This is a genomic window from Massilia sp. P2_C2 (assembly GCF_056404615.1).
Map to the genome: position 1 here is coordinate 1 of NZ_JBFUDR010000174.1, position 12,959 is coordinate 12,959.

Genomic DNA, 12,959 nt, shown 5'->3' on the forward strand with positions numbered 1-12,959 from the left:
GGGTCTGAACCCTGTCACGCCGGTTCCCAAGATTTGAAAGGAAACACCATGGGTATGAACGTTGGTTCGTCCGGAGCTAAAGGAGCAGATCCGGAACCGATGATGGAAATGAACATGACGCCGCTGATCGACGTCATGCTGGTGCTGATTATCATGATGATCATCACCATTCCAAAACAAAACCATTCGGTTAACTTGAACATGCCGGTTGGCAATCCACCGCCGCCGATCAAGGAACCGGTAGTGATCACGATCGACGTGGACTTCGACGGCACCGTCCTCTGGGATAACGTCCCGATTCCGGATCGTGCCACCCTCGAAGCGAAGCTGGCCAATGTGGCAGCCCAGGCTGATCAGCCGGAAGTGCACCTGCGTCCGAACAAGCTGGTCGAGTACAAGGTTGTCGCTGGCGTCATGGCATCGGCGCAGCGTCTGGGCGTGACCAAGATCGGTATGGTCGGTAACGAACAGTTCCAGTAATCGCTTTGGCTATAATGAACACGGCAGGGTTTCCCTGCCGTGTCTATTTTGAATGAAAGAATTCTCGATAATGGCTAAATTCCGCCTCGCACACCTCGGCCTCGTACTGGCCGCACTCGGATTCACCGCCGCCGCTCCGGTGGTCGGCCTGACTCCGGTCTACGCCGCGGAGACCCTCCGTCCGGAAATCGGCAAGCCCCTGCAGGAAGCCGCGCAGTTGATCAAGTCGGGCAAGAACAAGGAAGCGCTGGCCAAGCTGCGCGAGCTCGACAAGGTCAGCGGCAAGTCGCCGCACGAGACGTACCTGATCGAACGCACCCGTGCCGGTGCCGCCTCCGGCGCCGGCGAGTACGAGACGGCCGCCAAGGCATTCGAATACCTGATCGGTTCGGGCCAATTGAACAGCGGCGAAAAAGCCCAGTTCTCGGAAGGCCTGATCGGCCTCTACATGCGCGCCGGCGAGCTGAACAAGGCTAATGAAGCCATCCAGCGCCAGCTCAAGGATCGTGACGATCCCAAGCTGCGTGCTTACCTGATGCAGAACTATTACAAACAGGGCAATATCAAGGCCCTGGAAGACGAGCTGCGCGTGGCCGAGAAGAGCGGCCGCCTGAGCGAAGACCAGCTGGGCATGCTGGCCAACATCCAGCTCAAGAAGAATGACAAGGTCGGCTACGTCAACACCATCGAGAAACTGGCCGCCAACTATCCGAAGGCCAATTACTGGACCGACCTGCTGAACCGCGTGCAGGGCAAACCGGGCTTCTCGGGCCGCCTGGCGGTGGACATCTACCGTCTGAAGCTGGCCAACAACCTGATGAAGAAGCCGAGCGAGTTCATGGAAATGGCCCAGCTCGTACTGCAGGCCGGCRCACCGGCCGAAGCCCTGAAGGTCATCGACAAGGGCTACAAGGCCGGCGCCCTGGGCACCGGTCCGGACGCCGCCCGTCACCAGCGCCTGAAGGACCTGGCCGAGAAGACCCTGGCCGACCAGAACAAGAACCTGGCCGCCACCGAAGCCCAGCTGACCAAGGACGCCGACAACGACGGCATGGCTTCCCTGGGTTATGCATTGGTCCAGTCGGGCCAGGTCGACAAGGGCCTGAAGATGATGGAAGCCGCTGCCAAGGCCAAGGACCTGAAGCATCCGGAAGACGTCAAGCTGCACCTGGGCGAAGCATATGCCGTCGCCGGCAAGAAGCAGCAGGCGATCAGCACGCTCAAGTCCGTGGGCGGCAACGAAGGCGCCGCCGATCTGGCGCGCTACTTCATCATGGCGATCAACAAGCCGATTTCCGGCTGATCTCCTGCTCCACGTACGGCCGACCGCAGGTGGCCAACAAAGCGCAGCCCGCTCTATGCCGGCTGCGCTTTTTATTGTGGTCGTGTGTTGGCCCGGTAGGGTGGACGGCTAAATGGCGCCGGTCAAGGCCCGCTGGCGCCTGAGCCGTCCACGCGTCCAGCCAGCGCTTGCATCGCGTCGACGGCGAGGTAATTTGAACGCGTGGACGGGAGACCCGTCCACCCTACCAACAAGGCATTGCGCTGTGCAACATGCCAGTTGCCGTATAATCCGGTATTTCGCCTAGAAGCACGAATCATCCAATGAAGGTATTTCGCGGACTTCCCAACGACAGGGCGCGCGCGCCTTGCGCACTCACGATCGGCAACTTCGACGGTGTCCACCGCGGACACCAGGCGCTGTTGACCCACGTGACCGCGAGCGCCCGCCGGCTCGGACTGGAAGCGGCCGTGATGACCTTCGAACCGCATCCGCGCGAATATTTTGCCCAGCGCAGCGGCGATCTGTCCAAGGCACCGGCGCGTATCGCCAACCTGCGCGACAAGCTGGAATCGCTGGAGAATGCCGGCGTCGACCGCGTCATCGTCGAACACTTCAACGAACATTTCGCCTCGATGTCGCCGGACGAATTCACGCAGCGCGTGCTCGTCGACGGCCTGCACGTGAAATGGCTGATGGTTGGCGACGATTTCTGCTATGGCGCGCGACGCGCCGGCAACGTCGCCCTGCTGGCCGAAGCCGGCAAGCACTATGGCTTCGACGTGCACAGCCTGCCGGCCGTGCTGCACGATGCCACGCGGATCTCGTCCTCGGCCGTGCGCGCCGCCCTCGCCGCCGGCGACTTCGACGCCACGCGCGCCCTGCTCGGCCATCCGTATTCGATGTCCGGCCACGTCATCCACGGCCAGAAGCTGGGACGTACGCTGGGCTTCCCCACGCTGAATCTGCGCGTCGTCCACCGCCCCGCGCTGGCCGGCATCTTCGTCGTGCAGGTACACGGCCTGGCCGACCGGCCGCTGCCGGCGGTCGCGAGCCTGGGTGTCCGTCCGACCGTCGAGGACGCCGGCCGCATGCTGCTGGAAGTCCATATCTTCGACTGGAACCAGCCGTGCTACGGCAAACTCGTGCGCGTGGAATTCCTCACCAAGCTGCGCGACGAGGAAAAATACGTCGACCTCCCCACGCTCACGGCCGCCATCGAGCGCGACGCCCAGCAGGCGCGCGCCTGGTTCGCCCAGCGTGCCGGCGCCCTGACGGCCACCGACCGAATTTGACCAGGACTTCCGCGGTTCCACCGCCGGCCCGCCCGGGCGGCCACGCGTCGTCCCGTCAACACGAACAACAGCAGTCCATTTTAGAAACCACCATGTCCGATACCAAGCAAGGCCAGAAAGGCCAACAAGGCAACAAGAAGCCGGAGAGCAAATACCCGGTCAACATGACCGACACCCCCTTCCCGATGCGCGGCGACCTCGCCAAACGCGAGCCGGGCTGGGTCAAGCAATGGCAGGACAAGAAGATCTACGAGCGCGTCCGCAAGGCGGCCGCCGGCCGTCCGAAATTCGTCCTGCACGACGGTCCGCCGTACGCGAACGGCGACATCCACCTGGGCCACGCCGTCAACAAGATCCTGAAGGACATGGTGGTGAAGTCGCGCACGATCGCCGGCTACGATGCACCGTATGTGCCAGGCTGGGACTGCCACGGCATGCCGATCGAGATCCAGATCGAAAAACAGTTCGGCAAGAATCTGCCGACGGCCGAGGTGCTGCAAAAGGCACGCGCCTACGCGCTCGAGCAGGTCGACCGCCAGCGCGCCGGCTTCATCCGCCTGGGCGTGCTGGGCGAGTGGGACAACCCCTACCTGACGATGAATTTCAGTAACGAGGCCGACGAGTTGCGCGCCCTCGGTACGATGCTCGAAAAAGGTTACGTCTATCGCGGCCTGAAGCCCGTGAACTGGTGCTTCGATTGCGGCTCGGCGCTGGCCGAGGCGGAAGTCGAATACCAGGACAAGCGCGACCCGGCCATCGACGTCGGCTTCCCGTTCGCGGAACCGGAAAAGCTGGCGCAGGCGTTCGGTCTCGGCCAGCTGCCGGCGGGCGACGGCTTCATCGTGATCTGGACGACGACGCCGTGGACGATCCCGTCGAACCAGGCGCTGAACGTGCATCCGGAAGTGACCTACGCCCTCGTCAAAGCCGATCGCAACGGCAGCCCGGTGCTGCTGATCGTGGCGCAGGACCTGGCCGAAGGCGTCCTGCAACGCTACAAGCTGGAAGGCGAAGTCGTCGCCACGACCACGGGCGAGAAACTGGGCGGCGTCCGCTTCAAGCACCCGCTGCACGCGGCCGATGCGTTCTACGACCGCACGTCGCCGGTCTACCTGGCCGACTACGTCACGACCGACAGCGGCACCGGTGTCGTCCACTCTGCGCCCGCGTACGGCCTGGAAGACTTCCAGTCCTGCAAGTCGCACGGCATGAAGGACGACGAGATCCTGAAGCCCGTGATGGGCGACGGCCGCTTCGCGTCGACCCTGCCGCTGTTCGGCGGCATGACGATCTGGGAAGCCAGCAAGCCGATCTGCAATGCCCTGTCCGAAGCGGGTGCGCTGTTCGAACTGAAGATGTTCGACCACAGCTACATGCACTGCTGGCGCCACAAGACCCCGATCGTCTACCGCGCGACGAGCCAGTGGTTCGCCGGCATGGACGTCAAGCCGAAAGACGGCGGCCCGACGCTGCGCGAATCCGCGCTGGCCGGCATCGCCGAGACGCAGTTCTTCCCCGACTGGGGCCAGGCGCGCCTGCAGGGCATGATCGCCAACCGTCCGGACTGGACCCTGTCGCGCCAGCGCCAGTGGGGCGTCCCGATGGCCTTCTTCCTGCACAAGGAAACGGGCGACCTGCATCCGCGCACGCCGGAGCTGCTGGAACAGGTGGCGCAGCTGATCGAACAAGGCGGCATCGATGCCTGGCACAAGCTCGACCCGCGCGAGCTGCTGGGCGATGAGGCATCGATGTACGAAAAGAACCGCGACACGCTGGACGTGTGGTTCGACTCCGGCACGACGCACCAGACCGTGCTGCGGGGCTCGCACGAGCAACAATCGCACTTCCCGGCCGATCTGTACCTGGAAGGCTCGGACCAGCACCGCGGCTGGTTCCACTCGTCGCTGCTGACGTCGTCGATGCTGAACGGCCGCCCGCCGTACAAGGCACTGCTGACGCACGGCTTCACCGTCGACGAGCAGGGCAAGAAGATGTCCAAGTCGCTCGGCAACACGCTGGCCCCGCAAAAGATCTCGGATACGCTCGGTGCCGACATCCTGCGCCTGTGGGTCGCATCGACCGACTACACGGGCGAGCTGTCGATCGGCGAAGAGATCCTCAAGCGCGTGACGGAAGCCTATCGCCGCATCCGCAACACGCTGCGCTTCCTGCTCGCGAACACGTCGGACTTCGATCCCGTGAAGAACGCCGTGGCGGTGGCCGAGCTGCTGGAGATCGACCGCTATGCAATGGCCGAGACGGCGCGCCTGCAGCTTGAGGTCGCAGCGCACTTCGAGCGCTATGAATTCCACCCGGTCGTCGCGCGCCTGCAGAACTTCTGCTCGGAAGACCTGGGCGGCTTCTACCTCGACATCCTGAAGGACCGCCTGTACACGACCGGTGTGAACTCGCATGCGCGCCGCTCCGCGCAGACCGCGCTGTGGCACATCGCGCACAGCCTGCTGCGCATCATGGCGCCCATCCTGTCGTTCACGGCGGAGGAAGCCTGGACCGTGTTCGCAGGCGCCGAGGCCTACAAGGACAGCGACGAGACCATCTTCACGCAGACGCTGTGGCAGTTCCCGGCCATCGCCGACGCGGCCGCGCTGCTGGACAAGTATGCGCTGCTGCGCGCCGTGCGCGCCGACGTCACCAAGCAGTTGGAAGAAGTGCGCGTGTCCGGCGCGATCGGCTCGTCGCTGCAGGCGGAACTGGCCATCAAGGCCGCCGGCGACAAATATGCGACGCTGGCCAGCCTGGACGACGACCTGAAGTTCCTGTTCATCACGTCGCAGGCGGCCGTCGAGCAGGTACAGGACGCGGCCGACGAAGCCGTCACGGTGACGCCGTCCGACGCCGCCAAGTGCGAGCGCTGCTGGCACTACCGCCGTGACGTCGGCCACGACCACGCCCATCCGGGCCTGTGCGGCCGCTGCACGAGCAACCTGTTCGGCAGCGGGGAAAGCCGCCGCTTCGCCTGATGTACCTGCGCCCCGGGCCTCGTGCCCGGGGTCTTCACTTCACGACCATCGACATGGCCACCAAAAAAAAACCAATATTCTCCGCCGTCCCGTCGCGCTCGGGCGCAAGCCTCACCCCGTGGCTCGGCATCGCCTTCATCGTCATCCTGCTCGACCAGATCAGCAAGATCACCATCACGCGCACCTTCATGCACGGCGAAGAAAAGCCCATTACGGGCTTCTTCAACCTCGTGCTCGCGTATAACCCCGGCGCAGCCTTCAGCTTCCTGTCCACGCAGGGCGGCTGGCAGCGCTACCTGTTCGCCGGCATCGCCATCGCGGCCGTCTGCTTCATCATCTATTTGCTGCGCAAGCACGCGGGCCAGCGCATGTTCTGCTGGGCCCTCGCCCTGATCATGGGCGGCGCCCTGGGCAACCTGATCGACCGGGTCGCCTATGGCCACGTGATCGACTTCCTGGACTTCTACTGGCGCGGCCTGGGCCACTTCCCGGCCTTCAATATCGCCGATACGGCCATCACCATCGGCGCATTTTTATTCATCGTGGACGAACTGCGCCGCGTAAACAAGAACTGAGCAAGCATTGAACACACCCCGGAGGATGTCATGAGCATGGACCTGAAGGGCAAGAAGATCGTCCTCGGCCTGTCCGGCGGCGTGGCCTGCTACAAGGCCGCGGAACTGTGCCGCGCCCTCACCAGGGAAGGCGCGCACGTGCAGGTCGTGATGACCGAAGCGGCCWCCCACTTCATCGGGACGGTGACGATGCAGGCGCTGTCCGGCCGCGGCGTCTTCACGGACCAGTGGGACGGCCGCATCCCCAACAACATGGCGCACATCGACCTCACGCGCGATGCCGATGCCATCCTCGTCGCCCCCTGCTCGGCCGACTTCCTGTTCAAGCTCGCGCACGGCGCCACCGACGACCTGCTGTCGACCCTGTGCCTCGCGCGCCCGCACCACGTGCCGCTGCTGGTGGCGCCCGCGATGAACGTCGAGATGTGGGAAAAACCGCCCACGCAGCGCAACGTCGCGCAGCTGCGCGAGGACGGCATCTGCATCCTCGGCCCGGCCGCCGGCTCGCAGGCCTGTGGCGAGACGGGCATGGGCCGCATGCTCGAACCGGAAGAACTGCTCGATGAACTGGTCGCATCGTTCCAGCCGAAGCTCCTGGCGGGCAAGCGCGTGCTGATCACGGCCGGCCCCACGTACGAAGCGATCGACCCCGTGCGCGGCATCACGAATCTCTCGTCGGGCAAGATGGGCTATGCGATCGCGCGCGCCGCGCGCGAGGCCGGCGCCGACGTCACGCTCGTCTCCGGCCCCACCGCGCTGCCCACGCCGCATGGCGTGCGCCGCATCGACGTGCAGAGCGCGCGCCAGATGCTGGACGCCGTCATGCAGGGCATCGGCGGCCAGCACATCTTCGTGGGCGTGGCGGCCGTCGCCGACTGGCGCGTCGACAATGCGAGCGCCCAGAAGATCAAGAAGGGCGCCGGCGGCGACGCCCCGCACCTGCAGTTCGCGGAAAACCCGGACATCCTCGCGACCGTCGCCGCGACCACGTCGCTGAACGGCTGGCCGTATTGCGTCGGCTTCGCGGCCGAATCCGAGAACCTGCTCGCATACGGCGCCGTCAAGCGCGAGAAAAAAGGCATTCCTCTGCTCGTCGGCAATATCGGCCCGCAGACGTTCGGGCAGGATGAGAATGCGATCGTGCTGTTCGACGAAAGCGGCCACACGGTGCTCCCGCGCGCGTCCAAGCTGGAACTGGCGCGCCAGCTCGTCTCCGAGATCGCCAAGCGCCTGGAAAAGCGTTCCCTGCTGGCCTGAACCATCCCGAATCACCAAGGGAACCTCGAAAAACCGTAGCGAGCGGCCGCAGTTGCGGTGGCAGACGCCGAGTCTAAGAAGCGCAGCTGTACGAAAGTACAGTGAGCATCGCAGGGCTAGGCGCCGCCACCGAAATGCAACGCGCAGTAGGTTTTACGAGCTTCCCGCAAGCATCCGACACACTGAATGAAGAATATCGACCTGAAAATCCTCGACCCGCGCATGAAGGACTTCCTGCCGGCCTACGCCACCACCGGCAGCGCCGGCCTCGACCTGCGCGCCTGCGTCGCGGCGCCCATGACCATCGAGCCCGGCCAGACCGTGCTCGTGCCGACCGGCCTCGCCATCCACATCGGCGATCCGGGCTACGCCGCGATGATCCTGCCGCGCAGTGGGCTCGGCCATAAGAACGGCATCGTTCTGGGTAATCTGGTAGGCTTGATCGACTCCGATTATCAGGGCCAGCTGATGGTCTCGACCTGGAATCGCGGCTCGACCTCGTTCACGCTGCAGCCCATGGACCGCCTGGCGCAGCTGATCGTGGTGCCTGTCCTGCAGGTGGGCTTCAATGTCGTGGAGGATTTCGCAACGAGCGACCGGGGTGCCGGCGGTTTCGGCTCAACCGGCAAACAGTAAACACAATGAGGAGCACATGACCGGCATTCATCGTCAGCGCCCTGCGGGCTTCAAGGTTGCCGCGCTGGGCATCACCGCAGCCATGCTGCTGTCGGCCTGCGCCACGCAGGCACCGCGTCAACCGTCTGGCACGCCGCGCGTCGTCGAACGCCCCGTGGAAGCCCCGGCCCTGACACCGCAGATGGCCGCCGCCGCCGACACCCTGACGAAGATGGCGGCCCTGCAGGACCGGTTGTACAAGGTCGCCGCGCCGCTGCTGATCCAGAATGCCGAACTGTGCAAGGGCCAGGCCCGCAACCTGCTGGGCTTCACGGCAAAGAACCGCTGGTCCTACCCGGGCGAATACAACGAGGCCGCCCATGTCGCCTTCGGCATGGACGAACACCTGCAGGTGACCGGCGTGCTGGCCGGCAGCGGTGCCGCGCGCGCCGGGCTGCAGACCGGCGACGTCCTGCTCGCCGCCGGCGGCAAGCCGCTGCCGACGGGCGAACACGCGCTGTCCCAGGCGGGCGCCATCTTCGGCAAGATCATCGCATCGCAGCCCAGCCTGCCGATGGCGGTCGAACGGCACCGGAGCGAGCGCCAGCTCACGATCCCCGTCACGCGCGCATGCGCCTTCGCGATCGAACTCGGCAACGCCGACAACGTCAACGCGTATGGCGACGGCAGCCGGGTGCTCGTCACGCGCGGCATGATCAACTTCACGCGCGACGACGACGAACTGGCCTTCGTGCTGGCCAAGACGATGGCCCACAACATGCTGGGCCACCCGGCCGCGCAGCGCAACAGCGCCACGATCGGCAGCATCATCGACAACCTCAAGAGCATCACGCCGGACACGTCGATGCTGATCGGCAGCGGCGGCATCAAGGCCATGCCGGCGGAGGCCGACGCGGCCGCCGACCGCCTCGCCATCTACCTGGCCGCGCGCGCCGGCTACGACATCAAGGACGCGCCGACGTTCTGGACGCGGCTGGCCGAGGCGTATCCGCCGAGCGTGTTGAACGGCTATAGCGCGAATCATCCGGCACTGACGCAGCGGCTGGCGGCCGTGGACAAGGCGATTGAGGAAGTGAAGAGCAAACGGTCCGCGAAGAAGCCGCTGGCGCCTTGAGCGCGCGAACATTCGCATGATTGACGGGGCCGCGTTCGCGGCCCTTTTCACGTCCGATTGGGGCTGGTTGAACGCGTGGACGGCAAGCCGTCCACCCTACCGCATGCGTCCCGGTAGGGTGGGCACCACGTGCCCACGCGTTCAACCAGCCTGGCAATCAGCCGGCCGCCAGCAGCATCCCCACTCTTTTTGTATCATTACCAATTCCCCCTCCCCGCCGCGCAATCCGAGCGCAAGAAACGGGAAGCGGAGGACAGCCCGCGCGGCCACAATCCGCCGGCCAACCTGATACAAAGACCAGGAACCATGAACACTGCCAACCTGCTGCGCCTCATCGTCCTCGCCGCCATCTGGGGCGGCTCCTTCCTGTTCATGCGCATCAGCGCGCCGACGCTCGGCCCGGCCGTGCTCATCGAATTCCGCGTGCTGTTCGCCGCCCTGTTCCTGGCCTTTGTGGGCGTGGTCCTCAGGAAGCGCCTCGACCTGCGCACCCACTGGAAGCACTACTTCATCCTCGGCTTCTTCAACTCCGCCTTCCCGTTCCTGCTGTTCGCATTCGCGGCGCGTACGCTGCCGGCGTCCGTGCTGGCCGTGCTGAACGCCACCGCGCCGATGTGGGGCGCGCTGCTCGGCGCGGTGTGGGGCCGCCAGCCGATCCGGGCCCACACGGCGCTCGGTCTCGTGCTGGGCACCGCGGGCGTCGCGCTGCTCGTCGGCTTCGACCATGCGACCAGCCGCCCCGGCGCCGCCATCGCCGTCGCCGCTGCGCTCGTGGCTTCCTTGAGCTACAGCGTCGCGAGCCTGTATGCACGCACCGCGAAAAGCGTGGAACCGTTCGCCAACGCGCATGGCACGATGTGGACGTCCGCGCTGATGGTGCTGCCCGCCCTGCCCCTGTTCCCGCCCGCCGGCGCGCCGACCCTCGGCATCGCCGGCGCCGTGATCGCACTGGGTGTGCTGTGCAGCGGCATCGCCTACATCCTGTATTTCAAACTGATCGAGCAGGTCGGCACGACATCCGCCCTCACCGTCACCTTCCTGAGCCCGGTGTTCGGCATCCTGTGGGGCGCGCTGTTCCTCGGCGAGGCGATCGGCTGGTACACGGTCGTGGGCTCGGCCATCACGCTGGTCGGCACGGCATTCGTGACGGGCTTCGTCCCGCGCTTCGGCCGCGCCGCGCCCGTGCCCTCGTCGTGCAAATGAGCCGGCTCGATCTCACGATTCCGCTGCCGGCCGGCTACCGCCCCGCGGATGCGTTCGCCTTTCACGGCCGCGACGCCGATGCGCTGGCGGAGCAGGTCGACGCGGACGCCGGTCGCATCCGCAAGGGCGTGCTGCTGGACGGCGTCCCGACCGTACTCGACATCACCCTCCACACGGACCGGGCCGGGTGCGTCGTCGCCAGCGATGGCGCGGCAGCAAGCGCCGCAGCGGCGGACCGCCACGACGTCCTCGTGAACATGCTGGGCCTGCGCATCGATCCCGCACCGTTCGAACACGCGGCGCGCGACGACGTGCTGTTCGGCCCCGTCGTCGCGCGCCAGCCGGGCCTGCGCGTGATCCAGTCCGCTACCGTGTTCGAAGCGCTGACGTGGGCCATCATCGGCCAGCAGATCAACCTGCCATTCGCGATCGCGCTGCGCCGCACATTCGTCAAGCTGGCCGGGCGTGCGCATTCGAGCGGCCTGTGGTGTTATCCGGAAGCGGCCGACGTGGCCCGCCTCGACATCGAACACCTGACCAGCCGCAAGTTCTCGGGCGCCAAGGCCGAGACCCTGCTGCGCTTCGCGCGCCTCGTGGCGGACGGCGGGTTGTCGCTGGCCCGCACGGCGGATGCGGCCGACGTGAGCGAGCGCCTGCTCGCGGTCAAGGGCATCGGGCCGTGGACCGTCAACTATGCACTGCTGCGCGGCTGGGGCTACGCGGACTGCTCGCTGCACGGCGACGTCGCCGTACGCAATGCCATCGGCCGCCTGCTCGGCACGGAACGCCCGGACCTGCGTGAAGCGGAAGCATTCCTGCAGGCGTATCGCCCGCACCGCACGATGGCTGCGGCCTATCTGTGGGCCAGCCTGAACCAACCTGCCGGCTGACAGTTCCACGGCCGTGCTTGTGCCGCCACAAGACGAACCCGCCACGCATGCCCAGACTGGTTGCTGAACGTCCGCGGACGGAACGGCAGCGAGGGTATTCCATGAGAGCAAAAACATGCGTGGCCGCGCTGTTGATGGCGCATTGCCTGGTGGCGCGGGCCGAAGGACAAACCGAGGCGCGGACGGACGCGCTTGCCGAGGCCAGCGCCGCCGACGACGACCGCGGCGCCTACCTGTCGCTCACGTTCGGCAACGGCCGCATCCATGGCGGCAACGCGAGCGGCAACACCTGGATGCGCGGGCGCACGTTCGAAGTGCGCGCCGGACGCCAGCAGCACGATCTGTTCGGTCTCACCCTGCCGTCCGCCTGGACCATGCGGGTCGACTTCGTCCATTACAACGAAGGCCATCCCGACAACAACCACCGCGACGGCTTCGCCCTGCAATGGCTCAACGTGGCCCGAATTTCCCGCGCCTGGACCGGCGAGTTGGGCGTGGGTCCCTACCTGAGCATGAACACGACCGAAGTCATGACGGCGGAAGGCTACCGCCAGATCGACGATGCCCACATGGGCCTGCTCCTCAGCGCGGCGTTGCGCCTGGCCGTGCCGGGTCCGCCCGGCGCCCATCTGCGCCTGGGCTATAACCACGTGGCCATGCGCACCGTGCACCGATCGGACGCGCTGGTGCTCGGCTTCGGGCGCCAGTTCGGCGCGGCCGAGCCGACGCCGGACGTCGTGCCGGACGGGCATCTGTGGCTCGGCGGCACATTCGGCACGTCGATCACGAACATGGCCGGCACGCATGGCGCCCATGCCGGCGTGCTCGAAGCCAGGCAGTATGCCGAGCGGTGGGGCGTCGGCTATAAATTCCTGTTCGAAGGCGACGATGGCGCGCGGGTCGACCGGCGCGGCGTCGCGGGGCAGTTGTGGTACGAACAACCCGTGACGCCGCACTTTTCAATGAGCGCCGGCCTCGGCCCCTATTTCGCCGCGAATCGGCGCTACGACAAGCGGCGCGACGACAACCGCACGGCCACCAATCTCCTGATCAGCTTCCAGGCCGAGCGTGCGCTGTCCGGGCGCATGCGGGCCATCATCAATTTCAACCGCATCAAAACCTTCCGCAAGACGAACGACCGCGACCTGTTCCAGGTGGGCCTGCTGCGGCGCTTCTGATCGACATCCGATGGCCTGGAGTCGATCGTAGGGTGGGGTGATTGATGCCGGGGGCATCAATCACGCAC

11 protein-coding genes are annotated in these 12,959 nt (G+C 65.9%); all 11 read left to right on the top strand.

Annotation, left to right across the window (positions count from 1 at the left end):
- Nucleotides 1-48 precede the first annotated feature (48 nt).
- The 11 genes from AC1DYX_RS19180 to AC1DYX_RS19230 all read left to right on the top strand — a co-directional run bounded on the left by AC1DYX_RS19180 (nt 49) and on the right by AC1DYX_RS19230 (nt 12,891).
- Nucleotides 49-480: an ExbD/TolR family protein gene (locus AC1DYX_RS19180; protein WP_477261713.1), complete on the top strand. Its 432-nt coding sequence runs from the start codon at nt 49-51 to the stop codon at nt 478-480.
- 70 nt (nt 481-550) lie between these two features.
- Nucleotides 551-1,783, top strand: coding sequence for a tetratricopeptide repeat protein (locus tag AC1DYX_RS19185; protein ID WP_477261697.1), 1,233 nt, complete (start codon nt 551-553; stop codon nt 1,781-1,783).
- Nucleotides 1,784-2,085: 302 nt separating this feature from the next.
- The gene (locus AC1DYX_RS19190; RefSeq protein ID WP_477261698.1) at nt 2,086-3,057 is read left to right on the top strand and encodes a bifunctional riboflavin kinase/FAD synthetase; all 972 of its coding nucleotides are present in this window, start codon (nt 2,086-2,088) and stop codon (nt 3,055-3,057) included.
- Nucleotides 3,058-3,149: 92 nt separating this feature from the next.
- Entirely contained in the window at nt 3,150-6,038 is a 2,889-nt protein-coding gene (gene ileS, locus AC1DYX_RS19195) for an isoleucine--tRNA ligase (RefSeq protein WP_477261699.1), read from the top strand.
- A 53-nt stretch (nt 6,039-6,091) separates the two neighbouring features.
- Nucleotides 6,092-6,613 (top strand): signal peptidase II, encoded by a 522-nt coding sequence (gene lspA / locus AC1DYX_RS19200; RefSeq protein ID WP_477261701.1) that lies wholly within the window; start codon nt 6,092-6,094, stop codon nt 6,611-6,613.
- A 36-nt stretch (nt 6,614-6,649) separates the two neighbouring features.
- Nucleotides 6,650-7,870, top strand: coding sequence for a bifunctional phosphopantothenoylcysteine decarboxylase/phosphopantothenate--cysteine ligase CoaBC (gene coaBC / locus AC1DYX_RS19205; protein WP_477261715.1), 1,221 nt, complete (start codon nt 6,650-6,652; stop codon nt 7,868-7,870).
- A gap of 186 nt (nt 7,871-8,056) precedes the next feature.
- Nucleotides 8,057-8,506 carry a dUTP diphosphatase gene (dut, locus tag AC1DYX_RS19210; RefSeq protein WP_477261703.1) on the top strand — a complete coding sequence of 150 codons (450 nt, stop codon included), beginning with the start codon at nt 8,057-8,059 and terminating at the stop codon, nt 8,504-8,506.
- 16 nt (nt 8,507-8,522) lie between these two features.
- On the top strand, nt 8,523-9,620 hold the full coding sequence (locus AC1DYX_RS19215) for a M48 family metallopeptidase (protein ID WP_477261705.1): 1,098 nt from the start codon (nt 8,523-8,525) through the stop codon (nt 9,618-9,620).
- Between the two features lie 306 nt (nt 9,621-9,926).
- On the top strand, nt 9,927-10,823 hold the full coding sequence (locus tag AC1DYX_RS19220) for a DMT family transporter (protein ID WP_477261707.1): 897 nt from the start codon (nt 9,927-9,929) through the stop codon (nt 10,821-10,823).
- Nucleotides 10,820-11,713, top strand: a complete 894-nt coding sequence (locus tag AC1DYX_RS19225) for a DNA-3-methyladenine glycosylase 2 (protein WP_477261709.1) — start codon at nt 10,820-10,822, stop codon at nt 11,711-11,713. Before AC1DYX_RS19220 ends, AC1DYX_RS19225 begins: the two co-directional genes overlap by 4 nt.
- Nucleotides 11,714-11,814: 101 nt before the next feature.
- Nucleotides 11,815-12,891, top strand: coding sequence for a hypothetical protein (locus AC1DYX_RS19230; RefSeq protein ID WP_477261711.1), 1,077 nt, complete (start codon nt 11,815-11,817; stop codon nt 12,889-12,891).
- Nucleotides 12,892-12,959 lie beyond the last annotated feature (68 nt).

Coding starts and splice junctions, on each gene's coding strand:
- ileS (WP_477261699.1), top strand. CDS start 3,150: ATGTCCGATACCAAGCAAGGCCAGAAAGGCCAACAAGGCAACAAGAAG.
- AC1DYX_RS19180 (WP_477261713.1), top strand. CDS start 49: ATGGGTATGAACGTTGGTTCGTCCGGAGCTAAAGGAGCAGATCCGGAA.
- lspA (WP_477261701.1), top strand. CDS start 6,092: ATGGCCACCAAAAAAAAACCAATATTCTCCGCCGTCCCGTCGCGCTCG.
- dut (WP_477261703.1), top strand. CDS start 8,057: ATGAAGAATATCGACCTGAAAATCCTCGACCCGCGCATGAAGGACTTC.
- AC1DYX_RS19220 (WP_477261707.1), top strand. CDS start 9,927: ATGAACACTGCCAACCTGCTGCGCCTCATCGTCCTCGCCGCCATCTGG.
- AC1DYX_RS19225 (WP_477261709.1), top strand. CDS start 10,820: ATGAGCCGGCTCGATCTCACGATTCCGCTGCCGGCCGGCTACCGCCCC.
- AC1DYX_RS19230 (WP_477261711.1), top strand. CDS start 11,815: ATGAGAGCAAAAACATGCGTGGCCGCGCTGTTGATGGCGCATTGCCTG.
- AC1DYX_RS19190 (WP_477261698.1), top strand. CDS start 2,086: ATGAAGGTATTTCGCGGACTTCCCAACGACAGGGCGCGCGCGCCTTGC.
- AC1DYX_RS19215 (WP_477261705.1), top strand. CDS start 8,523: ATGACCGGCATTCATCGTCAGCGCCCTGCGGGCTTCAAGGTTGCCGCG.